Source organism: Pseudochrobactrum saccharolyticum (assembly GCF_008801715.1).
Taxonomy (GTDB): Bacteria; Pseudomonadota; Alphaproteobacteria; order Rhizobiales; family Rhizobiaceae; genus Pseudochrobactrum; species Pseudochrobactrum saccharolyticum.
The window spans coordinates 373,576-397,119 of sequence record NZ_VZPG01000004.1 but is presented as its reverse complement, the minus strand read 5'-3'; the positions used below and the strand labels follow the sequence as shown (position 1 = coordinate 397,119).

The 23,544-nt window shown below is 49.7% G+C and carries 19 protein-coding genes and 2 tRNA genes; 8 read left to right on the top strand and 13 right to left on the bottom strand.

From position 1 onward, the window contains the following. The 3 genes from F7P81_RS14100 to F7P81_RS14090 all read right to left on the bottom strand — a co-directional run. On the bottom strand, nucleotides 1-298 hold a 298-nt coding region (locus F7P81_RS14100; RefSeq protein WP_210246329.1), incomplete at its 3' end, for a GTP-binding protein. 216 nt (nucleotides 299-514) lie between these two features. Beyond that, a tRNA-Gly gene (locus F7P81_RS14095) sits at nucleotides 515-588 on the bottom strand. Nucleotides 589-613: 25 nt separating this feature from the next. Further along, nucleotides 614-698: transfer RNA gene (locus F7P81_RS14090), tRNA-Tyr, on the bottom strand. A 280-nt stretch (nucleotides 699-978) separates the two neighbouring features. On the opposite strand from F7P81_RS14090, the gene rlmB reads away from it, so the two are divergent. Next, the gene (gene rlmB / locus F7P81_RS14085) at nucleotides 979-1,869 is read left to right on the top strand and encodes a 23S rRNA (guanosine(2251)-2'-O)-methyltransferase RlmB (protein WP_151160002.1); all 891 of its coding nucleotides are present in this window, start codon (nucleotides 979-981) and stop codon (nucleotides 1,867-1,869) included. A gap of 106 nt (nucleotides 1,870-1,975) precedes the next feature. On the opposite strand, the gene F7P81_RS14080 is transcribed toward rlmB, so the two are convergent. Next, nucleotides 1,976-2,410 carry a CBS domain-containing protein gene (locus tag F7P81_RS14080; protein WP_022710935.1) on the bottom strand — a complete coding sequence of 145 codons (435 nt, stop codon included), beginning with the start codon at nucleotides 2,408-2,410 and terminating at the stop codon, nucleotides 1,976-1,978. Nucleotides 2,411-2,596: 186 nt separating this feature from the next. Next, nucleotides 2,597-3,334 (bottom strand): rhomboid family intramembrane serine protease, encoded by a 738-nt coding sequence (locus tag F7P81_RS14075; protein ID WP_116087614.1) that lies wholly within the window; start codon nucleotides 3,332-3,334, stop codon nucleotides 2,597-2,599. Nucleotides 3,335-3,997: 663 nt separating this feature from the next. Between F7P81_RS14075 and F7P81_RS14070 the strand changes: the two genes are divergently transcribed. The 3 genes from F7P81_RS14070 (at nucleotide 3,998) to F7P81_RS14060 (ending at nucleotide 7,038) form a co-directional block, all read left to right on the top strand. Further along, nucleotides 3,998-4,960: a PAS domain-containing protein gene (locus F7P81_RS14070; protein ID WP_170265291.1), complete on the top strand. Its 963-nt coding sequence runs from the start codon at nucleotides 3,998-4,000 to the stop codon at nucleotides 4,958-4,960. A gap of 191 nt (nucleotides 4,961-5,151) precedes the next feature. After that, nucleotides 5,152-5,781, top strand: coding sequence for a PilZ domain-containing protein (locus tag F7P81_RS14065; RefSeq protein WP_151160000.1), 630 nt, complete (start codon nucleotides 5,152-5,154; stop codon nucleotides 5,779-5,781). 663 nt (nucleotides 5,782-6,444) lie between these two features. Continuing rightward, entirely contained in the window at nucleotides 6,445-7,038 is a 594-nt protein-coding gene (locus F7P81_RS14060; protein WP_075656443.1) for a transglutaminase-like cysteine peptidase, read from the top strand. A gap of 108 nt (nucleotides 7,039-7,146) precedes the next feature. On the opposite strand, the gene F7P81_RS14055 is transcribed toward F7P81_RS14060, so the two are convergent. Together F7P81_RS14055 and F7P81_RS14050 are read right to left on the bottom strand one after the other, a co-directional pair. Beyond that, on the bottom strand, nucleotides 7,147-7,677 hold the full coding sequence (locus tag F7P81_RS14055) for a gamma carbonic anhydrase family protein (RefSeq protein ID WP_075656330.1): 531 nt from the start codon (nucleotides 7,675-7,677) through the stop codon (nucleotides 7,147-7,149). Between the two features lie 29 nt (nucleotides 7,678-7,706). Continuing rightward, nucleotides 7,707-8,162, bottom strand: coding sequence for an NUDIX domain-containing protein (locus F7P81_RS14050; protein ID WP_151159999.1), 456 nt, complete (start codon nucleotides 8,160-8,162; stop codon nucleotides 7,707-7,709). Between the two features lie 162 nt (nucleotides 8,163-8,324). Here F7P81_RS14050 and F7P81_RS14045 point away from each other — a divergent pair, with 162 nt between their 5' ends. Next, a complete protein-coding gene (locus F7P81_RS14045) occupies nucleotides 8,325-9,302 on the top strand; it encodes a metallophosphoesterase family protein (RefSeq protein ID WP_151159998.1) in 978 nt (325 codons plus the stop codon). Here F7P81_RS14045 and F7P81_RS14040 read toward each other — a convergent pair. From F7P81_RS14040 to F7P81_RS14030, 3 genes are all read right to left on the bottom strand, one after another. Then, the gene (locus tag F7P81_RS14040) at nucleotides 9,265-9,924 is read right to left on the bottom strand and encodes a hypothetical protein (RefSeq protein ID WP_151159997.1); all 660 of its coding nucleotides are present in this window, start codon (nucleotides 9,922-9,924) and stop codon (nucleotides 9,265-9,267) included. The two genes, F7P81_RS14045 and F7P81_RS14040, sit on opposite strands and share 38 nt — an antisense overlap. A 135-nt stretch (nucleotides 9,925-10,059) precedes the next feature. Continuing rightward, nucleotides 10,060-11,766 (bottom strand): 2-isopropylmalate synthase, encoded by a 1,707-nt coding sequence (leuA, locus tag F7P81_RS14035; protein ID WP_170265290.1) that lies wholly within the window; start codon nucleotides 11,764-11,766, stop codon nucleotides 10,060-10,062. Between the two features lie 456 nt (nucleotides 11,767-12,222). Then, nucleotides 12,223-13,131, bottom strand: coding sequence for a cation diffusion facilitator family transporter (locus tag F7P81_RS14030; RefSeq protein ID WP_151160028.1), 909 nt, complete (start codon nucleotides 13,129-13,131; stop codon nucleotides 12,223-12,225). A gap of 657 nt (nucleotides 13,132-13,788) precedes the next feature. Between F7P81_RS14030 and F7P81_RS14025 the strand changes: the two genes are divergently transcribed. After that, on the top strand, nucleotides 13,789-14,697 hold the full coding sequence (locus tag F7P81_RS14025) for a cation diffusion facilitator family transporter (RefSeq protein ID WP_116087624.1): 909 nt from the start codon (nucleotides 13,789-13,791) through the stop codon (nucleotides 14,695-14,697). 126 nt (nucleotides 14,698-14,823) lie between these two features. Next, complete coding sequence (locus tag F7P81_RS14020) at nucleotides 14,824-15,297, top strand: YccF domain-containing protein (protein ID WP_075656322.1); 474 nt, start codon at nucleotides 14,824-14,826, stop codon at nucleotides 15,295-15,297. Between the two features lie 92 nt (nucleotides 15,298-15,389). On the opposite strand, the gene F7P81_RS14015 is transcribed toward F7P81_RS14020, so the two are convergent. Next, on the bottom strand, nucleotides 15,390-17,561 hold the full coding sequence (locus F7P81_RS14015) for an anthranilate synthase (RefSeq protein WP_151159996.1): 2,172 nt from the start codon (nucleotides 17,559-17,561) through the stop codon (nucleotides 15,390-15,392). Between the two features lie 889 nt (nucleotides 17,562-18,450). Further along, on the bottom strand, nucleotides 18,451-21,609 hold the full coding sequence (gene putA / locus F7P81_RS14010; RefSeq protein ID WP_151159995.1) for a bifunctional proline dehydrogenase/L-glutamate gamma-semialdehyde dehydrogenase PutA: 3,159 nt from the start codon (nucleotides 21,607-21,609) through the stop codon (nucleotides 18,451-18,453). A gap of 125 nt (nucleotides 21,610-21,734) precedes the next feature. On the opposite strand from putA, the gene F7P81_RS14005 reads away from it, so the two are divergent. After that, nucleotides 21,735-22,196 (top strand): Lrp/AsnC ligand binding domain-containing protein, encoded by a 462-nt coding sequence (locus F7P81_RS14005; protein ID WP_075656316.1) that lies wholly within the window; start codon nucleotides 21,735-21,737, stop codon nucleotides 22,194-22,196. 69 nt (nucleotides 22,197-22,265) lie between these two features. Here the strand turns inward: F7P81_RS14005 and zigA are convergent, their stop codons facing one another. Beyond that, the gene (gene zigA / locus F7P81_RS14000) at nucleotides 22,266-23,471 is read right to left on the bottom strand and encodes a zinc metallochaperone GTPase ZigA (RefSeq protein WP_151159994.1); all 1,206 of its coding nucleotides are present in this window, start codon (nucleotides 23,469-23,471) and stop codon (nucleotides 22,266-22,268) included. Nucleotides 23,472-23,544 lie beyond the last annotated feature (73 nt).

Below are 23,544 nucleotides of genomic sequence, written 5' to 3'. Positions count from 1 at the left end.
CCAGGATCGCGCCGTCCATCTGCGCAGCACCGGTGATCATGTTCTTAACATAGTCAGCGTGGCCTGGGCAGTCTACGTGTGCGTAGTGGCGGTTTTCTGTTTCATATTCAACGTGCGAGGTCGAAATAGTGATACCGCGGGCTTTTTCTTCCGGTGCGTTATCGATCTGGTCGTAAGCGCGGAAGTCACCAAAGAATTTGGTGATTGCAGCTGTCAACGAGGTCTTACCATGGTCAACGTGACCGATTGTGCCGATATTGACGTGCGGTTTGGTACGTTCAAATTTGCTCTTTGCCATCGCTGTCGCTCTCTTTCACCACAACGCTTAATTTAATGCGCTGCAACAATTTTAATTGCCATATAACTTACCCTACGACCTGACAGTCAAGGATATTATATAGTAGAACTAAAGCCCCGCCCCGCTACCGGATCGGAACTCTATCAACTCGCTTCCGGCTTAAGCTTTATTCAAAGCCCGCCAAGTTACTCACGCCAAACCGCCCTGAAATAAATCTGGAGCGGGTAGCGGGAATCGAACCCGCGTATTCAGCTTGGAAGGCTGCTGCTCTACCATTGAGCTATACCCGCGCACTCTAAACTCCTGCTCTGGCAGTGGTGGAGGAGGTTGGTTTCGAACCAACGTAGGCTAAGCCAGCGGATTTACAGTCCGCCCCCTTTAACCACTCGGGCACTCCTCCAGAAACTCACTGCAAGCAGAGTTGAGCGACTAGGCATTCCGTTCACTGTGACCCCGTAGCGCTTGGCTCGTTTGTCGCTGTGAACGAGGCGGGTTATGCCGATAACACCCTGATAAGTCAACAGCTCTTTTTGAAAAAAATGCACAAAATTTTCACAGGCTTATCAATCATCCACAATATAGGGCTTTTCAGGGGTAGTTTTTTCGCATCATGAAACTTTCCTGCCTGTGAATAAGGAAAGATGCTACCTTGAAGACAGGAAAATCGGTATAGAGCGCTCATGAAAGATAAAAAATCGTCACCGGACTCATCCGGCTCCTCCTCCGGCACACCAAAAGATTCGCATTATGCGCGTCTGCGGCGCCAGTTTCGTGATCAAAAATCCGGCGGCAGCGAACAAAATTCGCAAAATAACCGGTTCCCTAAGCGTAAACCTGTAAAAGGCACGCCTGCGGGCGACGGAATCACCCGTCTTTATGGCCTGCATACGGTAAAAGCCGCGCTGGAAAATCCGCGCCGCAAAATTTTCCGTATGATGGTCACTAAAAACGCCCTCGCCCGTCTGGAGCTGGATGAAGCAACAATTGCCCGTCTCGCTCCTGAAATGGTTGAGCCGCGCGATATTGATGCGCTGACCGGCTCCGACGCTGTTCATCAGGGTGTTCTTATTGAAACTGCAGCGCTTAAACCGCGTAAATTGCAGGATCTGAAAGAAGGCAGCCTGCTTTTGATTCTCGATCAGGTCACCGATCCGCACAATGTCGGCGCTATTTTGCGCTCGGCTGTGGCTTTCGGTGCAGATGCTTTGATTACAACATCCCGTCACAGCCCGCAGGAATCAGGTGTTCTGGCCAAATCAGCATCCGGCGCTTTGGAAATGATCGACCAGATTGAAGTGCGCAATCTTGCTGAAGCGATTCAGGAGCTGCATGAGCTGGGTTACATAACAATCGGCCTTGATTCTGAAGGCCCTCAGGAAATGGAACACACGCTCAAAGGCGACAAGATTGCTCTCGTGCTTGGCGCGGAAGGTAAAGGTCTTCGCCAGAAAACCCGCGAAACAGTTACCGCATTGGCACGGCTTGATATGCCGGGCGCAATTAAATCGCTCAATGTCTCGAACGCCGCTGCAATTTCACTTTATGCTGCCCAGCGTTTCCTGAGCAAATAACAAGTTTGAACAACAAAGCCCTGTATCGGGGATTCGCTGAGTGTCACTTTTGACCGTGACATTCTCCTGAATCACTCAATGCAGGGCTTTTTTATAAAATCAGCAATCAGGCAGTGGCGATATATTGAATCATCTCGGCCGTTTCCTGTTCGGCCTGTTCAATACGACGCTTCACAACGTCACCAATCGAAATAATACCGACGAGATCACCGGCTTCATTCACCACCGGTACATGGCGGAAACGATGCCGTGTCATCATTTCCATGACATAATGAACATTGTCCTGCGGGCTGCAATGCAGCACTTTTGTCGTCATTGCTTTTGAAACCGGCAGCTGCAAGGCCTGTATTCCGTGATTAGCGCAGGCGCGCACAATATCCCGCTCGGAAAGAATCCCTGTATATCGGCCCTTGCCGTCATCAACCAGCAAAGCACCGATCCGGTGCTCTGAGAGTTGTTTTGCTGCTGTTTCCAGATTCGCATCTGACCTGACAGTGAAAACATCACTGCCCTTCTGCTCCAGAATTGCGCGTACAGTCATTATTTCCTCCCGATAATGAAACACATCACATTTTCCTCCTGAAAACAGAGAGGATTATGGCATCAGGCGGCTGACCGGCACACAAAATACTGCATAATGTTACAAGAACGGAAGAGCAGCATGTGTACTGGTGACCGTTGATTCAGTCTAACACAGAATCGCGGAAGGCGATAAAACAAAGCAGCTTCAGGAGCGCCCGCGCAGCAACAAAGCTATGCCGAAGAATCCTGCAACAAAACCGCCGATATGTGCCTCCCACGCAATGCCTGACAATTCACCGGCAGGCGTTGCATAGAGTCCTGTAATCACATTGATGAGCAGCCAGAAACCGACAAATGTCAGAACGGTGCGGTTTTGCAAGGTTTCAGCCACCGACAATAGCGGCCCGCCGAAAGCAGGTACCTGCCGTCCTGTCCCTGTATAATAAGTAACACGACGGAAACCGAAACGCGCCGCAGCCCCCATCATGCCGGATATTGCACCGGAAGCCCCGACAAGCGGGATATTGCTGTCCGGATAAAGCGCATAATGGGTGAATGCCGCCAGAATGGATGTGAGTATCCAGAACAGCAGAAATTTACGCGTCCCGATACGACCGGCCAATGGCGACCCAAAAGCGGCAAACCACACGCTGTTCACCGCCAGATGCGCAAATCCGCCATGCATGAAGGAATAGCTGATTGCAGTGAACCATGCTGTAATATCGGTAAAGCCGCCCCACGCACTGAAGCGCTGCGGAATAAATGCAAAATTCAGCAGGAACCAGATATATTGCGGATCGCTCAGCAGATAGAACTGCACAATATATACAGCGGCACAGAGACCGATTAATGCCACAACCACCGGCGGCATATTAAAGACCGGCTGAGAACCGCCTTGTCCGCGGTCATCCTCTGTCCGGGTTTCATTAACCGGCTGCTGCATATTATCCTCATCATGATTTACACATTTATCGGCAGAGTGCTGTCGGAACACAATGCGACAAGGTCTGTCTGCGGAATTTATCGCTCAAACAGGAACATAGAGCACTTCCGGTAAAAGTGGAAAGCGGTTTTGTCGCGGCATTTTACATCGCACATTTATATGCAGGCGTGAGGCAAGCCTGAAACATTCCGGTGAAATTCTTGAAAACCTTGTCCAGTTAAGAAAAAACCGCCTGTTAAACAGGCGGCGAACGGACAATATCGTCCGGACATAAATTCTGGAGTTCAAGCATAAGATGCAATTGGCAGCTTCCCAATAAAACGCCTGCAACTTTTGCGTAAAAGTATCTAAACATACTTAATTGATTAATGCAATCGAAGCAAAGCGTTAACCATAAATTTTATTGTTCGTGGATGTTCGGCGCTCAATCATGGCTTGTTTACGTTCCTGTGCGCATATTATCGCCATCAAACATATTCAAAAACCCGTCAATCTCAGCTCCGGCTGAGAATTTTTATCGGGCTTTGAAAATTAAAATATGTTTCGCGAAAGCAGTGTTTCAATCTGAAAGACATGCGCGCTCAACATGTTACACACAGCCGGTATTCCGCTGCAAAAGCAGAAATATCCGGTCGCAGGAAGATACGAGGACAGCGCCATATCATGAAACATGATTGGACGGCAGATCTGCTCACATATTGGGACAGGCTGCGCGGAACCCGCGCAGCGCCGGATCGTCGTGACATCAGCCCGCGTGCGCTGGGTGGCAAGCTACCGAATATCTTCATTCTGCGCAGTGATGCTGATACCAACGGCGCAGCAGAGCAGCCTGAGACCGCAGATATTCCGCAGGCAAAGCAATGGCAGTTCCGGCTGGCCGGTACCCGCCTCTGCACAATTTATGGCAGAGAATTGCGCAATACCCGCTTTTTATCTCTCTGGCATGATGATGTCCGTTCATGGCTTGCTGAACAGCTGCATCTCTCCGGTCTGGATTACCGCCCGCTGCGGCTGGAACATACCGGCCAGACGCTGAACGAAAAAAACTGCCATTTCGAAACATTATTATTGCCGTTGCATGAGGCAGACGGTTCCCTTGCATGGATCGGCAGCATGGTTGCGCTGGATCAGCCGCTCTGGCTTGGCAGTGAACCGCTCATCAGTAACCGCATGGGTCTCTCAGACAATAATGCTGCGCTACCTGTTCAGGATGACAATCTGAATGCGGCGAAAGGGATGAAGTCTGTTCTTCAGGTCTTGCTCGATCGCCATCACGAACTTCTGCCGAATGCAGATAATATGCCGATTGCGAAAACCGCATCAGCGGGCACTGCCCCTCTTCTTGATGAAAGCATCAGAATTGACGGTATCGGTGTAGCAGATACGGCTTTTGCCAGAGCCTTACTTCCCCAGATCGAAGCTTTGATGCCGGCTGCGCGGGCAACGGAACAAATTGTTCCGCATTCTGCCCGCCCCGCACCGGCAATAACCGGCGCACCTGCTCCTCTGACGGTTGCTGATCTCATTAAAAGTATTCATACAGCGGCACCGGAAACCGAATCTGCCTATCAGACACCCAAGGCAGCACATCTCAAGCTGATAACCGGCGGCAAAGACAAATCCTGATTTGTGAGGTCAGTATAACCGGCAGTACTGATGTAAAATTTGTTATCCCCATAGAATGGTGAAGTAAAAACGCTACAAAATTAAGCTTTTAGTAGCGTACTGTTAAATTTTATCGTATCGTATTATCGCCGGTGAAGGGGAAACACCGGCTTTCATATTTTTAGAATCGCTCAAAGGCACCTTTGAATCATATGTCGGCAGAAACACCTCCATCTTCGCACGCCTCATTCACATCGCCTGCAAAGACTGCGGAGCAACCGGATTCTGCCGTAAGACTAACCCTGAAATCACCTCTGGACGGCCGCTTCATGCGCGCTGACGGCAGTGAATATGCCTGCAAATTATGGCGTATCTCCACCAATAATGCCGACCTCACTCTGAGCGATGATGAAATCATCATCCGTGCGGATGATCATATTATTGCTTATGTGGATAATATCGGACGGCTCGAAGGCACTGTCATCAGTGTTCAGCGGGATGATTTCACGCTGCAGCTGATCCAGACTGTGCATCAGAAAAATAAACTGGCTGCAAAAATCAACTGGCTGAGCAAAAACACCAGCCAGCAGTCAGAGCAAAGACGTCATGCCCGTCATACACCTGCGCGTACCGAAGCGATCCTGATCCTTGATGACGGTTCGGAACATGCCTGTAAAATTCTTGATCTGTCACTGTCCGGCGCAGCCGTCGCCACCAATCTGCGACCACCATTGCGCAGCATTGTAACGCTTGGCAACAGTCAGGCGAAAGTCATGCGCCATTTTGAAGATGGCATCGGTATTGAGTTTCTGGTTCTGCAAACCGATCTGCCAAAAGACTAAAGCATCTCCTGTTTAATTCTGCCCTATTATATTCATCCGGACATCGGGTGAACGTGTTGACGCGCGCAGATTTCATCAACCGGCCCGCGTAAACGATCCGGCACTAAAGCCCCTTTTCCCTTGTATCTATGATTCTGAGTGATCTTTGCTGTTGTGTATTAAGGGCAAGGCATCACCATTCTCAGGGCAAGCCTGTGTAAAAAGCCACGCATTCATATTTTATAGTTATCAAACGCTGAAATTCATTTTTACAAATTCGTAAAAGCACAAAACGGCTAGGTAAATATAAGCTTATCGCACACGGCACGTCTTACACCGCATATTAACCAGAGGCTGTGGACATCCGGCGGATTTCAACCCGCTGTTAACTGCACAACGCTCTGTTAACCTCAAGCTTTCACACAACCGAAACCTGCGTGAATTTTGCGTATAGTAAGTCCTAATTTTCGTTAAAACACTGATTTTACAGGCAGTTAAGGTTTACGAATTTTCACTTCTGCGTTTACTTTGTCTTATTCATATCCCTTTGGATAGTGTCAATGTCTCGCTGCCATGGTGCTCTCAACAAGGAGCGTCACAATGTATAAAAAGACAGCACATAAAAAGAGTGCCCGCAGCATAACAGCAAAGAATAAGCTGGCTGCCGCAACTCTGCTGCTTACAATGACAGTTTTAGGAACAGTGTTCGGCGGCACGACGACAAGTCAGGCTGCTCAGCCATGGATGCAGACGGAAGGCCGCACAACCCAGCCGGTCGGTCATTATGACTTCTGCAAACAGTATAAAAAAGAATGCAGCCAAACCAGCCGCTCAGAAGCCCCGTTGCAGCTCACACAGGCTCTGTGGAACAAGATCGTTCAGGTCAATGCACAGGTAAACACTGCAATTCTGCCACGCACCGATATGGAAATCTGGGGCAAGGAAGAAGTCTGGTCTTACCCGACACAATATGGCGACTGTGAAGACTATGTGCTGCTCAAGCGCCGTATGCTGATTAATGCCGGTTTTCCGGTGAATACATTGCTGATTACTGTTGTCCGTCAGAGCAATGGCGAAGGCCATGCCGTGCTGACAGTGCGCACAGACCGCGGTGATTTCATTCTGGATAATCTTGAAGACAGCGTCAAAAACTGGAGCCAGACGGACTACACCTATCTCAAGCGTCAGTCCGCCCGTCACAGCGGCCAGTGGGTCGATATCCGTCACGCACCGGAAATGCTGATGAGCGGTATTGCAACATCAGCGCTGGGAAATTAGAGCGCTGTGCGCCCTCTTGGGCGCACAAAACTCGCTCTAACACTTTATATTTACAGCATAATTTTACCTCAAACTGATTCAAGCTTAAGAAATTATGCAGTTGAGCAATTAAGGCGCAATTTCCAAACCGCGCTGATAACGCTTGCCATTGGCAACGTAATTTTGTGCGGAATCACGCAGTTTCTCAATTTGCTCTGTGGTCAGTTCTCGCAATACCCGCGCCGGTGAGCCGACAATCAGCGAGTTATCCGGAAATTCTTTTCCCTCGGTGACCAGAGCACCGGCGCCGACCAGAGAGTTTTTGCCGATTTTTGCACCATTAAGAATAATTGCGCCGATTCCGACCAGACTATTCTCGCCAATCGTGCAGCCATGCAGCATTGCCCGATGGCCGATTGTGCAGCCCTCACCAATGGTCAGCGGAAAACCGATATCGGTGTGCAAAACACAATGTTCCTGCACATTCGTATCCTTACCGATATGAATCAGCTCATTATCGCCTCGGGCGACAACGCCGAACCAGATCCCCGCATTTTCACCGACACGCACTTTGCCGATCAACGTCGCATCCGGTGCCAACCAGTTACTGGCACGATGGTCGAATTGTGGATTATGGCCGTCCAACACATAAACCGGCATGGTGGTATCTCCGTTTTCTCAAGCTCAAATCACCACAACGCATCCGGCTCCGCATGGGTTGTGATCTCTTTCAGACGACGCATCGTGGCCTCTGTTACGCCGTCAGGCAAGTCACTGAACGGAAAAAATCCGGCCTCGACAATTTCCCAATCGGGTGAGCGCGTTCCGCTCTGTTTAAAAGACCGGCATATATACAGTGCCACATGATCGCGATTGGAAGCTTTGGTGTTTTTATACAGAGCGAAAAGTTCCGGCGTAGCAGTCAGCTCAATACAAGCTTCCTCACGCAGCTCTTTAATCAGAGCCTGTCCAAATGTTTCTCCACGCTCCACACCACCGCCCGGCAAATGCCAGCCTTTGACATAGGTATGGCGCACCAGAAACACACTCTTTCCTTCGTCTCCGAGCACGACAGCCCTCACCCCCAGCGTCATAGGACGACGGAACAAAAAATACGTATGAAAGAACCAGCTTTTAAAATTCATAAATCGGCTTTTCTGCAATGGTCGGAGATACTAAATATAAAGAGTACGGCTTACGATCCAGTCAATTGACAAAACTATTAGCCCGCATGCGTTTTTACACGCCAAACTCTTATATGTATGTTTTTCATTGACTATGCGCAGTTGAAAGCTAAATCTTCGCCAATGTTCAGACTTGCCCATATTTCAGACATTCATCTGTCGCCGCTGCCGCAGGTTCGCTTGCGCGAACTGGCCTCCAAACGCATCACCGGCTATATTAACTGGAAGCGTCACCGTAAAGGTGCCATGCATGACTGGGTGCTGGAAGGGCTGATTAAAGATCTGCAAAGCCACAAGCCGGATCATATTGCCGTCACCGGTGATCTGGTAAATCTCGCGCTTAATCTTGAAATTGATAATGGTTTTGAATGGCTTAAACAGCTCGGCTCACAGGAAGACGTTTCTTTCGTGCCGGGCAATCACGATGCCTATGTTCCGGGTGCGCTGGATAAATCCTGCTGCAAATGGGAGCCGTGGATGCGCGGCGATGGCATCGACAATCGTGAAAAACGTCCGCAATTTCCCTATTTACGTGTGCGTGACGGCGTGGCGATCATTGGCGTCAGCTCGGCACGTGCGACCGGTCCGTTCATGGCCAGCGGTGATTTTTTGCCTGCACAGGCCGCGCGGCTGAAAAAAATGCTGATTGAAACCGGCGAGCAAGGTCTGTGCCGCGTTATCCTGATTCATCACCCGCCGATCCGCAATGCAACACCGGCCTATAAGCGGTTGTTCGGCATTGGCCGTTTTCAGAAAGTGATCCGTGAAGCCGGTGCCGAACTGGTGCTGCACGGTCATACCCATCTGGCAACCTATAATGAAATTGCGTCTCCAAATGGCGCGGTGCCGGTGATCTGCGTGCCATCGGCCAGTCAGACGCCCTATCCGATCGGTCATGAAGGCCGGAAACCACCGGCGCGCTATAATCTGTTTTCTATTGAAGCGCTTGATCAGCCGCAAAGCTGGCAATGTCACTGGCAGCAATATGGTTTTACCGGTGAAAATACTGACGTACAGCTGATCGGCGAACGCACATTAATGCTTGGCAAAGCTGCACCGCAAATTAGCGCGGCAACAATTCCGGCAGCATCGGCAGAGTGAAGCCATAATAGTGCAGCGCTAAAATCAGCACCAGACAGCCGAGCAAAGCACCGCCTGCAAACCATAATAGTTTATTCAGCGCTGAATTTTCCGAAATTTCTGCGCTGCTACTCTGTTCTGTGGAATTTTCAGCGACAGCAGACTGCTGCCCTGCAACAGGGACTTCAGAAGTCCAGTCATCCATCAGCCGCTCGCGCTCAAGAATCCGCGAGGCAATATAGCGCGTCACAGCTTCTGAAATGACCTTGATATCTTTATTATCGGCCAGAATAATCCGCCCCAGACGGGTATCACGGACAAAACGATAGCTGCGCCGGTCGCGGGCAATCATTACAAAGGCGCTGGCATCCAGCCACAAACGCGGTTGCATACCTTTATTCAGGCAGAAATCCCACTGCTCATCCGCTGCCGGCACCGCATCAAAAACCGGCTGTAAATCCTGTAACAGCAATTCCAGACGGGCAATATCCGTCTCTCTGATATCGGTAATACTGTCGAGACGGTCGGCCTGTGCAGTTTTCGCCTGCCGGATTGCAGCTTTCAGCCGTTCTTCTCCGGATAAATGTGCTTCCGGCACAGATGCAGACGGATATATCGTGAAATCATCTTCGCTTTTATTCATACCGCCGCCTTTTATCTTGCTGCATTTTACAGGCAATCTCATGCATGGCGATTTTATGACTTTAGACCGGCATTATAACAAAAAGGCCTGAAACCGTATAGTTTCAGGCCTTTTATCCGTCACAAGAACAGAGTTTTATTTAATCAGACGGTTTGCGGCGGAAACAATCGCAGCAAGCGATGACGTCACAATATTATGGTTCACACCAACACCGAAGACCGATCCCTGCGGATGCGACAGTTCCACATAGCTGATCGCCGATGCATCCGAACCACGCTGCAACGAATGTTCCGAATAATCGGCAACGGAAATATCAATGCCGATATGTTTTGACAGCGCATCAATAAAGCCGTCCACAGGACCGGTGCCGCGTCCTTCAATGGTTTTTGTCACACCATTATCAATAATCTCGGCCTGCATAATACGGACAGCTTTATTGTCCGGATCAGCAAAAGTATGATGATCAACAAATTCCAGACGCGAACCTGGCTGGCTCACATAGGCTTTCTTGAACTCTTCATAAATGCGCGGTGCCTGCAGCTCTTTTCCTTCATCATCGGTAATCTGCTGAATGATTTCGCGGAATTCCACCTGCATCTTGCGCGGAATATTCAGACCGTAATCCTGCTGCAGGATATAAGCGATACCGCCTTTACCTGACTGGGAATTGATACGGATAATCGCTTCATAGGAACGGCCGACATCCTGCGGGTCAATCGGCAGATAAGGCACTTCCCAAACCGGTGTATTCGCGCCTTTCTTGGCTTTCATACCCTTGTTGATCGCATCCTGATGCGAGCCGGAAAACGCCGTATAAACCAGCTCACCGACATATGGATGACGCTCAGGAATAACCAGCTGATTGGAATATTCGTACACTTCCTTCATGCGGTTGATGTCCGAGCAATCCAGTTCAGGATCAATACCCTGCGTGAACATGTTCAGTGCCAGTGTCACCACATCCACGTTACCAGTGCGCTCGCCATTGCCGAACAATGTGCCTTCCACGCGGTCAGCGCCGGCCATCAGACCCAGTTCGGTTGCGGCAATACCTGTACCACGGTCATTATGCGGATGCAGAGAGATAATCAGGTTTTCACGATTATCCAGATTACGGCACATCCATTCAATCTGATCGGCATAGACATTCGGCGTATTCATTTCCACCGTGGACGGCAGATTGAGGATCAGCTTGTTTTCAGCAGTCGGTTTAACGATTTCCGTCACCGCATTACAGATTTCCAAAGCCACTTCCAGCTCGGTACCGGTAAAGCTTTCCGGCGAATACTGGAAACGATAGCCGCCGCCTGCTTTGGCAGCCATATCCATAATCATCTTGGCGGCATCAGTAGCAATCTGCTTGATACCGGCAACATCCTTGCCGAACACAACGCGGCGCTGCAACTCACTGGTAGAATTGTAGAAATGGATAATCGGGGTCTTAGCGCCTTCCAGCGCTTCAAATGTGCGGGTAATCAATTCCGGACGGCACTGCACCAGCACCTGCAAATCCACATCATCCGGCACATTGCCTTCTTCAATCGCCCAGCGGCAGAAATCAAAATCAGTCTGGGAAGCGGACGGAAAGCCGATTTCAATTTCCGAAAAGCCCATATCCATCAGCAACTGGAACATACGTGCCTTGCGGTCATGGCCCATCGGGTCAATCAGCGCCTGATTACCGTCACGCAGATCAACCGAACACCAGATCGGTGCCTTTTCGATCATTTTTGAAGGCCACTGGCGATCCTGCAAAACAGTGGTTCTGAACGGCGTGTATTTTTCAGCCGCAATCGGCATGCCTTTGCGAGGGGATTTGGAAGCGGAAATAATATTGGTCATTTTAAAGTCTCATCAGCCACAGCAACTGCAATATACAGCCACCTTAAACACGCCCTGTCTGCTCAATTATAGAATGAAGATGCAGAAAAATCGGGCACAATCGAAACGGATTCTTTGACCGGAGCATGAGTCTGACGGCTCTGTACGACCGCCGGACGCTCCAATCAACGAGCCCGGCGATCGCCGCTAAGGCCGAGTAGAAGTAGAAGCGAGAGTGGACGCGCGCAAGACTCAGCGGCTCCAAAGCCCTGATCTGCTCCGAAGCTCACAAAAGAGCTGGTATGATGATGCGCGTTGTTCATGGGACAAATGCTATACGCCTTGATAACAAGTTGCAAGAGACTTCCCCGCAAACGAAATAAAATTACAGGCCTATTCAGAGAAAAATAAAAACGCTGCCCTGCACAATGGCAGGACAGCGTTTTTATTATGAAAAATCAATGCATTAAATTTCCATTATGCAAAAGGAACGGCTGCAGTTCCCGGCGGAAGCTTTGCCTCATCCTCAGGCTCAACATGAATCACAACCCGTGAATTATCAATTTTCTCATGCAGCGCATCTTCGATCCGGTCACAGATAATATGCGATTCACCGACTGTCATATCGGCCGCAACAACCAGATGAAATTCGATAAAAGTCACACGTCCGGCAATGCGGGTTTTAAGGTCATGTACCTCAAGTGCCCCTTCGGCATTGGTGGAGATAATATCGCGGATCTGCATTTCCTCAACAGGCTCAACACCCACATCCATCAGTCCCTGCACGGAGGCATTGATAACATGCCAGCCCTGCCAGAGAATATTCAACGCCACAACAATCGCCAAAATCGGATCAAGAATTGACCAGCCGGTGATAATTGCTGCAACCAGACCGACCAGCACGCCTGCGGAAGTCACCACATCCGTCATAATATGTTTGCCGTCAGCCAGCAAAGCCGGTGATTTGGCAGCGTGTCCCACACGGATCAGCAGCCCTGCCCAGAGCATATTAATCACGCCTGCAATCAGGTTGATGCCCAGCCCAAGCCATGGCTCGTCCAGCGTGCGCGGTGTTTCCAGAGCACTCCACGCCTCACGCACAATCAGCAGTGCCGCAACAACAATCAGCACACCTTCAACCACAGCAGAAAGATATTCCGCTTTATGGTGCCCGTAAGGATGGTTACCGTCTGCCGGCATAATACTGACTGTAATTGCCCACCATGCACCGACAGCAGCGATGACATTGACAATCGATTCCAGCGCATCGGAATAAAGCGCAACAGAACCGGTAAGCAGATAGGCCAGATATTTAAGCGCCATCACGCCGATGGATACCGGAATTGTCCATGTAGCCAGTCGCCGAATTCTCAGATTAGCATCCATACCCAAACCTTTTATCTCTCCGAACATGTTATTGCGCCGTTTTGTTGAAAAACGACGGGACAGCCGGAGATTTACAATTTTGCAGTTTATAAAATTCGGCAGCTTATGCAGAGACTGCTTAACAGTCATCCAAAGCCGCCCTCATCGAAATAAATTCAATTCAGCACTCGCTGAGATGTAATTACCCTTAGCGCAAAATGTGCCAATTCCAAATCTCTAAAGTACCAGACCTGACATTTTTCGCTAATTTCTGCCGTCCAGTTGCAACTGGTTTTCACTCAGCGCTGTATTTTTAATAAATCAGCAAATTCATAGACTTACATATGGTTTAACTGCAAATCATTTGCAAATACAGATGAGAAAAAGCCGGCAATTCGAATCAGAGAACAATCCGAAACTGACGTGCCAAACGGTCAAAAGCGGCATCTCTTTTAATTTTCATAATAATAATATATAGAGTGCCTATGCATAAATGCGCAGCTTAACATCCCGATCCGAAATTACGCACAGCAGTAATAAGACAATATCTGTCCGGATCAGCGCAGAAAAAGTGCTAAAAACAAAAAAGCAGCCAGCTAAACCGTTTTCACGGCATAAATACTTGTGCCTTCCGGTTTCACAGATGGTTGTTCTTTCTACAAAGGCAGACCCTTTAAAATGCAACGTCTCGCACGTTTTGAACAACTGATTTTACGAAGATCAATATTTGTCACAATCTTTATCGGCCTCTTCGGAATAGTCTTCGGCATACTCTCCGGTTCCAGCGCAGTCATTTTTGACGGCATGTTCTCCTCAACCGATGCTGTCATGTCGATACTTGCCCTTTTTGTCGCACGGCTCCTGACCAGCGAAGGAACACGCCGCTTCCAGCATGGTTTCTGGCATATTGAACCACTGGTTCTCGCTTTTAACGGCATCGTGCTGATATTGTTCTGTCTCTATGCTTTCATCAACGCCGTCAGCACCTTGCTGCAAGGCGGCACAGAGCTGAATTTTGACTGGGCAATTCTCTACGCCGTCATTGTCTGTATCATTTGTTTTGTCATGATGGCCTATCAGCACAAGATCAATAAACGGCTCAAATCGAACTTTATCACGCTTGATACGCAAAGCTGGCTGATGACCGCTTTGATTACACTGGCTCTTCTGATCGCCTTCAGCCTGGCATGGCTGTTACAGGGTACAGCTTTTGAGCCATGGACGGTCTATACAGACCCCGCCATTTTGCTGTTTCTGTCGGCAGGCCTTATCTTTGTGCCGCTCAAAACAGTTCTGGGTGCATTTCGCGAGATTTTGCTGGTCACACCGGAGCGCATGGACCTGCGGGTGCGCAAGATCATGGATAGAATGAAGGCCAAACATGGCTTCAAAAAATATGCCAGCTATGCAGCCAAGATCGGCCGCGCACGTTTCATTGAAATTCACATCGTTCTGCCCGCTAACTTCCCGATAACATCCATCGCAACGCTGGATGCAATCCGCGAAGAGATCGGTGAGGAAATCGGCGGCGCAGGCCCGCAACGCTGGATTACTGTGAGTTTCACCGGCGACGAAGCGTGGATTTAACGGGCAAAGTAATTTTATCGCACATCAAAGATTAACACCCCAATAAATTGGACATGCAAAAGAAAGTTTGAACCTTTAGATGAATAATTTTATTATATAATTTCACTCATAATAATGGATATAAATATGCGATTTGCAGGAAATGTTATTTGGTTTGTTTTCGGCGGTGCAGTTCTTGCCTTGATATGGCTTTTGGGTGCTGCAGTCTTCGCTATTTCTATTATTGGCTTACCGCTGACCCGTGCAGCGATTGAAATGGCCAAAATGTCTGCATTTCCATTCGGTAAAGATGTCGTCCATGTCAGGGAGTTAGACCGCAAGGGCGTAACGGCCACCACTGCCACCACCGGAACGATAGGCTTTATATTTAATGTTCTTTGGGCATGCACCTTCGGTATCGTGCTGTTCTTTTCTTACATCATTGCCGGTATCATCAACTGCATAACCATCATTGGTATTCCATTCGGCATACAATCTTTCAAACTGGCCGGCATCTCCTTCTGGCCGGTTGGCAGACGTGTTGTCAGCATCGAACTGGCTAAGGCCGTGCGGGAAGAAAACGCCCGTATGCAGCTACAAACTATGAGACCGTCTGCTTAATCTTGGTATTTATCAGATACGCATATCTGCTACAAAAAAACAAAGCCGCGCAACAGATGTTACGCGGCTTTTCTTTTAAACATCACTTGCGGTTACTTCTTGACGAGCTTTGACACCACATTTTCAATCATCTGCATACCGGCATTACCGCCGAGCGTCATGATTGACTCCGGATGGAACTGTACTGCAGCCACCGGCTCTTTTGCATGTTCGAAGCCCATGATAACGCCGTCATCTGTCTCAGCAGTGATGATGAAATCCGCTGGCAGTGTCGTCTTATCCGCATAAAGCGAATGATAACGACCAACGGTGACTTCCTGCCCGAGACCATCAAACACCACACCATTTTTCAGAATTTTGATGCGTGACGGCTTGCCATGCATCGGTATTTCCAGCTGTTTCAGTGAGCCGCCATAGGCCTCTGTCAGCGCCTGCAAGCCGAGACACACACCAAAGACCGGCAGATCACGCTCACGTGCTTTGCGGATTGTATTCGTGCAGTCGAAATCTTTCGGCGTACCAGGCCCCGGTGAAAGCACCACCAGATCCGGTTTAAAGCGGTCAAAAATTTCATCACTCACCGGCGAACGCACAGTCGCCACATTGGCGCCGGTCTGGCGGAAATAATTGGCAAGCGTATGCACGAAGGAATCTTCGTGATCGACCAGCAGAACAGAAATTCCGGTTCCTGCTTTCATAGACTGCGCCTTCTCCTGCAATTCCGGCTTGATATGCGCCTCACGGATCGCTGTCAGCATTGCCGATGCTTTCAGCTCGGTTTCGGCTTCTTCTTCCTGCGGGTTTGAATCATAGAGTAAAGTCGCCCCTGCCCGCACCTGCGCCACACCATCTTTAATGCGGATAGTGCGCAGTGTCAGACCGGTATTCATATCGCCGTTGAAATGCATCATGCCAACCGCGCCGCCATACCATGCACGCGGGCTGCGCTCATTTTCTTCAATGAAACGCATTGCCCAGAGCTTCGGTGCACCGGTCACAGTGACTGCCCATGCATGACTGAGGAAACCGTCAAATGCATCCATACCATCGCGCAGACGACCTTCAATATGGTCAACCGTATGGATCAGGCGGGAATACATCTCGATCTGGCGACGACCGATTACACGCACCGATTCCGGCTCGCAAACGCGGCTTTTATCGTTGCGATCCACATCGGAGCACATGGTCAGTTCGGATTCATCTTTTTTGGAGTTGAGCAGTTTCAGAATCTGCTCGGAATCTGAAATCGCATCTTCACCGCGTTTAATGGTACCGGAGATCGGGCAGGTTTCGATGCGACGACCATTCACCCGCACAAACATTTCCGGTGAAGCACCAATCAGATATTCCTGCTCACCCAGATTGATGAAGAAAGAATATGGTGACGGGTTAATGCTTTTCAGCTTGCGGGAAATGGCTGAAGGCTGATTTTCGCATTTTTCATAGAAAATCTGCCCTGGCACCACTTCAAAAAGATCACCGCATTTGAAGCTTTCTTTGGCGCGTTCAACCAGAGCAGCGTATTCGCCCTTCTGGTGATCGCCTTTTGCCTGCAATTTTTCAGCTGCTTTGAATACATCAGACGGTATTTCGCGCGGTAAGCCATCTGTTTTCTTATTGCCGACAGTGAAATCGTAAGAATCCACCCATGCTCTTGCAGAATAATGGTCAACGACAAGAATTTCATCCGGCAGAAACAGGACCAGATCACGCTGATCTTCAGGACGTTTCAGCTTGTAAGTAATTGGCTCGAACTGGAAGGCCAGATCATAGCCGAAAGCACCGTAAAGACCGAGATTGCTGTCTTCCTCGGAATAGAACAGAGAAACGATCTCACGCAGCACGGTGAAGACCGACGGCATACGCGAGCGTTCTTCTTCCATATATTGGCGTGTCGGCTCAGCAATCGTCAGCTGAATTTTCTGCTCTGTTTCATCATTAATCGTCACTTCCTGCAAAGCGCCGATCACAGGGCGGATACCACCTAGCAGAATTTCACCACGGGCATTCAGCGCTTCAATGCGCATAGAGCGGCCTTTGGAAGTAATCACCAGTGGCGGATCAATAATTGCCGTATCCCAGCGTGTGTAACGACCCGGATATTCATAATTGGATGAAAAGACAGCGCCGCGTCTTGTATCCAGCGCATCAATACGCTTGTCAATAGCCGTTTTGTAATCCACCAGATGACGGCGGCGTGCGACAGTAATGCCGCCCTGCGTGATATGATCGTGCTGATCCTGATCGGCAGTTTTTGCCATAATCGCTCTGCTCCTGTTGCTGCGATCCCTATACTGCCAAACGGCCGGTTTCGCACCTGTTTTTCAACAAAGCATCTCTGCTTTGATTTTAAGTAGATACTCAGGCGTTTCAGGATTTCAGGGCAGAAAATAAAAACGGCCGCCCGGTGAACCCCTGAGCGACCTGAATGACACTTATGCAAATGTCTGCGTTGGCCGCTAGAAGCGAGCCCACCACCAAATAAGAGATGCAAAAGTAAAATTAGTCATGCGCTATTTTTAGCTCTGTTTTTCAGACCTTGCAAGCTCTTCTGTTTTATCATTTTGCGGAAAAGATATTATTGCGCAGAACAAATACATACATCTTAAAATTGCATTTTAAATTTCATTCGAATAAACGCCGATCAAGCCCATTCAACACACAGTATGAGTCTGCACAATGAGCCACCGCGTTACAAATGCTCAAACGCTTACGCCCTTTTCACCACATCAAGCCTCTGAGAACTACCCCATCCGGTAAAGAACACATTTTCATATAACAGCACAATAACAGAAGCTTATATCAAGCCATCAATCAAAAACTTCCAAAAGAAAACCCGGATCAGCAAAAAGATCCGGGTTAAAATGTCCGATATGCGAACTGTCAGGCAGGCGATCATATGGGGAAGATTTGCCCGTCCCGCTTTTCAAAAGCAATTAATTTCAAAAAAATATTATGCTCAGATCTAAAATAACTAAGTGAAGTATGCTTTTCAGTACAAGATCAAAACTACCTCAGGTTGTATTTTTCGTCAACGAAATTCTGTGCAAAACAGAAAATAAAAAATCGCCCGCCACATTTTATGCGGCAGGCGATTCTTTTTCGATAAAACGCAACATATTGCCCTGATTGAGGGCAATCGCGTTGGCTATATTATTCGCCCATCGCGATCAACGAAGCGTTACCACCGGCTGCTGCGGTGTTAACTGACACAACCTGCTCCAGCGCAAAGCGCAGCAGATAGTTCGGGCCACCAGCCTTAGGACCGGTGCCGGACAGGCCGGAACCGCCGAATGGCTGCGTACCGACAACCGCACCGATTGTATTACGGTTGATATAGATATTACCCACATCCAGACGCTCAACCGCACGAGCCACAACCGCTTCAATACGGCTATGGAGACCAAAGGTCAGACCGAAGCCCGAATTGGCAACCTGATCGAGAACATTATCAAGTTCAGATGCTTTCCAGCGTACAACATGGAGAACCGGACCAAACACTTCGCGTGTCAGTTCTGATGCATCTTTCAGCTCAATAATATGCGGTGCAAAGAAATGACCGGCCTGCAATTCACCTTCCGGTGTCACGCCAACCTTAGTCACTTTAGCTTTGCCTTTCATCTGCTCAACATAGTCGTTCAGCATGGTCTGCTGTTCACGATCAATGATCGGGCCGATATCTGTGGTTTCCAGAGCCGGATTGCCGAGATGCATTTCACGCGCTGCACCTTCGATCATCTTCAGCATGCCGTCAGCAACATCTTCCTGAAGATAAACAATACGCAGAGCCGAACAACGCTGGCCGGCAGAACGGAATGCCGACATAACAACATCATCCGCAACCTGCTCTGGCAGAGCAGTCGCATCAACGATCATGGCGTTCAGACCACCGGTTTCAGCGATCAGCGGTACAATAGGGCCCTTCTTGGCCGCCAATGTACGGTTGATTGCCCATGCTGTATCGGTCGAACCGGTGAAGCACACACCGTCAATGCGGGCATGTGAGGTCAGAGCAGCACCAACGGAACCGTCACCCGGCAGATAAATCACTGCATCCTGCGGTACACCGGCTTCATGCAGCAGCTTGATTGCTTCATAGGCGATCAGCGGGGTCTGTTCCGCAGGCTTGGCGACAACCGCATTACCGGCAGCCAGTGCAGCGGTCACCTGACCAAGGAAGATTGCCAGCGGGAAGTTCCACGGGCTGATACAAACGAACACACCGCGACCGCGATAACGCAGACGGTTATCTTCACCTGTAGGGCCAGGCATAATGGTTTCATTGGCAAAATGACGACGGGCTTCCGCAGCATAATAACGGCAGAAATCAACGGCTTCACGGATTTCGGCAATGCCGTCATCCATTGTCTTACCGGCTTCACGCGACAGAAGATCGATGAAACGGTCGCGGTTCTTCTCCAGAAGATCACCGGCACGTTCCAGCGCTGTCGCACGGTCTTCAACGCTCATGCGCGACCAGCCGGCGAAGCCTTTACGTGCAACTTCAACAGCTTTTGCAGCATCTTCAGCAGTTGCTTCGGCAACTGTACCCACCTGAGAACCGTCTACCGGCGACAATACAGGCTGACCGGAGCCTTTTTTCGCAAAACCGGCAAATAATGGCACTGCATCAACATTCGCCCGCGCCTTAACGATCCCGTCCATAAAAGTCCCCAATACTAGTCTGTCACCAAATTCAAGTCCGGCAGAGTTACGACGCTGCCCATACATATCAACGGGATACGGAATATTTGCATTCCGCATGCCTCTGCCATCATTCAAAATTTCAACCGGACGCTTCAGCAGGCTTGCAACCGGCACATTTTCATCGCCCACAACGGAAACAAACGACGAGTTTGCACCATTTTCCAGCAGGCGGCGCACCAGATAAGCCAGCAGGTCGCGATAGCCGCCAACAGGCGCATAAACGCGGCAGGCAATCTTTTCACCGGCTTCTGTCACCTGTTTGAACAGGCTTTCACCCATGCCATGCAGGCGCTGGAACTCGAAACCGCTCTTATCATTTCCGGCCATTTCCAGAATCATCGCCACAGTCAGGGCGTTATGTCCGGCAAATTGCGGGAAAATATGCTTACGCTGATCCAGCATGTAGCGGGCGCAGGCAATGTAAGATGCGTCAGTTGCAGCTTTACGGGTAAAGACCGGATAGTCTTCCAGACCGCGCTCCTGCGTACGCTTCACTTCTGTATCCCAGTAAGCACCCTTCACCAGACGCACCATCATGCGCTGACCGGTCTTTTCGCACAGGGAAACAATATGCTGGATAACCGGCAGAGCGCGCTTCTGATAGGCCTGAATCGCCAAACCAAAACCATCCCAGCCAGCCAGTGACGGATCAGCGAAAACGCGGTCGATCAGGTCTAACGACAGTTCCAGACGGTCTGCTTCTTCCGCATCAATGGTGAAGTTCAGATCATAGGATTTGGCTTTCTGAGCCAGCGCCAGCACATCCGGCACCAGTTCACGCATCACCTGCGCATGATGGGTTGCCAGATAACGCGGATGCAGCGCCGAAAGTTTGACCGAAATACCCATACGATCCGGCAATTTGCCATTGCCGGCAGCTTTGCCGATTTCATCAATCGCATCGGAATAGGACTTATAATAGCGCTTGGCATCTTCTGCCGTACGGGCACCTTCGCCGAGCATATCGAAAGAATGGCGATAGCCTTTTTTCTCAGCGACTTTGGCGCGCTTCAATGCATCGTGAATATTTTCACCCAGCACGAAATGCGAACCGAGAAAGCGCATTGCCTGTTTGGTGGCTGTGCGAACTGTCGGCAAGCCCATACGCTTAACCAGCGAAGACAGAACGCCTTCCGGTGTTTCGCCCGGACGGATAACTTTAGCTGCCAGACCTAACCCCCATGCGGAAGCTGATACAAACCATGTATCGCCCTGCGCACGATGCTCAGACCAGTTGCCCTGCTTCAGCTTATCTTCGATCAGCTTGTCCTGTGTCGCACTATCCGGCACGCGCAGAAGCGCTTCGGCCAGCACCATCAGCGCCAGACCTTCACGGGTGGACAGGCCATATTCACGCAGGAAGTCTTCAACACCGCCAATCCCTTTGGACTGCTTGCGGATACTGGTGATGAATTCCGAAGCACGCGCATCAATGCGGCGGTTGGCGGCATCATCGAATGTTACGCTGGCCAGCAATGCACTGACCAGCTCATGGTCATCCGGTGCATAAGGCGCAATAAAAGGCGGCAGTGGCAGGGTTGTATTCTGAGCCTTTTCAGAAACAACCTGAGGGGCGTTTGAAAGGGCTGTATTGGGCAGTGTCATAAAAAGGCTCCTGTAGAGTCTTGCGACGGGTTTTTAACTGTATATTTTATCTCATATAGTTTATCTCACTAATTAAAGTGCCTTATTCGGTGGATATCACTGCAAAAATCGGAATTTTAGCTAAAATGAAGCAAATTGACGCTATGGACAAAAAGATCCTCCGTGCATTGCAGGAGGACGGCAAGCTGACCAATGCCGAACTGGCCGAGAAAATCAGCCTGTCACAGACCGCAACGGCCGAGCGGGTCAAGCGTTTAACCCGCGATGGTTATGTGCTGGGCTATACGGCAAAACTCTCACCGAAAATGCTCAACCGCTCCATGCTGGTATTCGTGGAAATCAAGCTCGACCGCACAACACCGGAAGTTTTTGAAACCTTTGCCGAGGCCACAAAAAACAATCCGGTGGTGATGGAATGCCATATGGTGGCCGGTGGTTTTGATTATCTGGTGAAAGCGCGTGTAGCGGATATGGAACAATATCGCCGCTTTCTGGCAGACTCCCTGCTCTCGCTACCGGGCGTACGTGAAACCCATACCTATCCGGTGATGGAAGAAGTTAAAGAAACCTCGGCAATCGGGATTTAAAAGCGTGATGCCTTTGCGTGAATCTATTTCTTCACGCAAAGGCGTATAATATTGTTTTTAAATAATAAATTATGCAGCGCGCTGATCCCAAGGCTCGAACGGATCGTAAAGCGATGCCCATTCATCGGGCACAAAATTATCGGCTTCAACCAGACAATTATCCAGCGCAGCCCGTATTGCCCCCTCATCCATCGCGGCAGTACCGATAAAAACCAGTTCCTGCCGCCGGTCACCCCAGAACGGATCAAGATAAGGCTGCATAGACTGACGCCAACCCTCATCTTCCGGCCAATATTGTTTCGGGATTGACGCCCACCACAATCCGCGCTTGCCGGTGCGCAATAATGCCCCCGCCTGACTAAGCTCACCCACATAGCGCGGGCGGGTGGCCAGCCAGAAAAAACCCTTCGAGCGGATCAGCCCTGCCCAGCTTTGCTGAATGAAGTCATGGAATTTAGCCGGATCAAACGGGCGGCGCTCACGATAGACAAAAGAGCGGATGCCATATTCCTCTGTCTCCGGCACATGATCTTTAAAACCATAGAGCTCTTTAAACCATAACGGATGTTGCTCGGCCTTTTCAAAACTAAAGCGGCCGGTATTCATGATCTTCGCCAAAGGCACTTTGCCGAAATCAGCATCAACCACATCGCAGTCCGGATTGAGTGCGCGGATAATTTTATAAATATCCTGCCTTTGCGCGGGCGAAACTTCGCTGATCTTATTCAGCACCACGACATCGGCAAACTCGATCTGCTCCACCAGCAAATCCACAATACCGCGCTCATCGCCCTCACCGGCTGTTTCGCCACGATCGCTCAGAAAATCCTGCGATGCATAATCGCGCAGCAGATTAGCGCTGTCGACAACAGTTACCATCGTGTCCAACCGCGCCACATCAGAAAGGCTGAAACCTTCCTCATCACGAAATTCAAAAGTCGAGGCTACCGGTAAAGGCTCGGAAATACCGGTCGATTCAATCAGCAGATAATCAAACCGCCCCTGTTTTGCGAGCTGCGTCACCTCCTGCAAAAGATCATCGCGCAGAGTGCAGCAGATACAGCCATTGGTCAGCTCAACCAGTTGCTCCTGTGTGCGGGACAGATTGGCACCGCCATCACGCAGCAAAGCCGCATCAATATTCACTTCACTCATATCATTCACGATCAGGGCAACACGCACCTCTTCACGATTGTTCAAAATATGGTTGAGCAAAGTGGTTTTTCCGGCGCCCAAAAAACCGGACAAAACCGTGACAGGTAAACGTTGTTCCATTTCATCTCCTGAATATCGCCATGTTACGGGTCATGCGCGCCTCAGCGCACAGCCAGTCATTATCGGAAAGGCG

Coding starts and splice junctions, on each gene's coding strand:
- rlmB (WP_151160002.1), top strand. CDS start 979: ATGAAAGATAAAAAATCGTCACCGGACTCATCCGGCTCCTCCTCCGGC.
- F7P81_RS14080 (WP_022710935.1), bottom strand. CDS start 2,410: ATGACTGTACGCGCAATTCTGGAGCAGAAGGGCAGTGATGTTTTCACT.
- F7P81_RS14075 (WP_116087614.1), bottom strand. CDS start 3,334: ATGCAGCAGCCGGTTAATGAAACCCGGACAGAGGATGACCGCGGACAA.
- F7P81_RS14070 (WP_170265291.1), top strand. CDS start 3,998: ATGAAACATGATTGGACGGCAGATCTGCTCACATATTGGGACAGGCTG.
- F7P81_RS14065 (WP_151160000.1), top strand. CDS start 5,152: ATGTCGGCAGAAACACCTCCATCTTCGCACGCCTCATTCACATCGCCT.
- F7P81_RS14060 (WP_075656443.1), top strand. CDS start 6,445: ATGACAGTTTTAGGAACAGTGTTCGGCGGCACGACGACAAGTCAGGCT.
- F7P81_RS14055 (WP_075656330.1), bottom strand. CDS start 7,677: ATGCCGGTTTATGTGTTGGACGGCCATAATCCACAATTCGACCATCGT.
- F7P81_RS14050 (WP_151159999.1), bottom strand. CDS start 8,162: ATGAATTTTAAAAGCTGGTTCTTTCATACGTATTTTTTGTTCCGTCGT.
- F7P81_RS14045 (WP_151159998.1), top strand. CDS start 8,325: ATGTTCAGACTTGCCCATATTTCAGACATTCATCTGTCGCCGCTGCCG.
- F7P81_RS14040 (WP_151159997.1), bottom strand. CDS start 9,924: ATGAATAAAAGCGAAGATGATTTCACGATATATCCGTCTGCATCTGTG.
- leuA (WP_170265290.1), bottom strand. CDS start 11,766: ATGACCAATATTATTTCCGCTTCCAAATCCCCTCGCAAAGGCATGCCG.
- F7P81_RS14030 (WP_151160028.1), bottom strand. CDS start 13,131: ATGGATGCTAATCTGAGAATTCGGCGACTGGCTACATGGACAATTCCG.
- F7P81_RS14025 (WP_116087624.1), top strand. CDS start 13,789: ATGCAACGTCTCGCACGTTTTGAACAACTGATTTTACGAAGATCAATA.
- F7P81_RS14020 (WP_075656322.1), top strand. CDS start 14,824: ATGCGATTTGCAGGAAATGTTATTTGGTTTGTTTTCGGCGGTGCAGTT.
- putA (WP_151159995.1), bottom strand. CDS start 21,609: ATGACACTGCCCAATACAGCCCTTTCAAACGCCCCTCAGGTTGTTTCT.
- F7P81_RS14005 (WP_075656316.1), top strand. CDS start 21,735: ATGAAGCAAATTGACGCTATGGACAAAAAGATCCTCCGTGCATTGCAG.
- zigA (WP_151159994.1), bottom strand. CDS start 23,471: ATGGAACAACGTTTACCTGTCACGGTTTTGTCCGGTTTTTTGGGCGCC.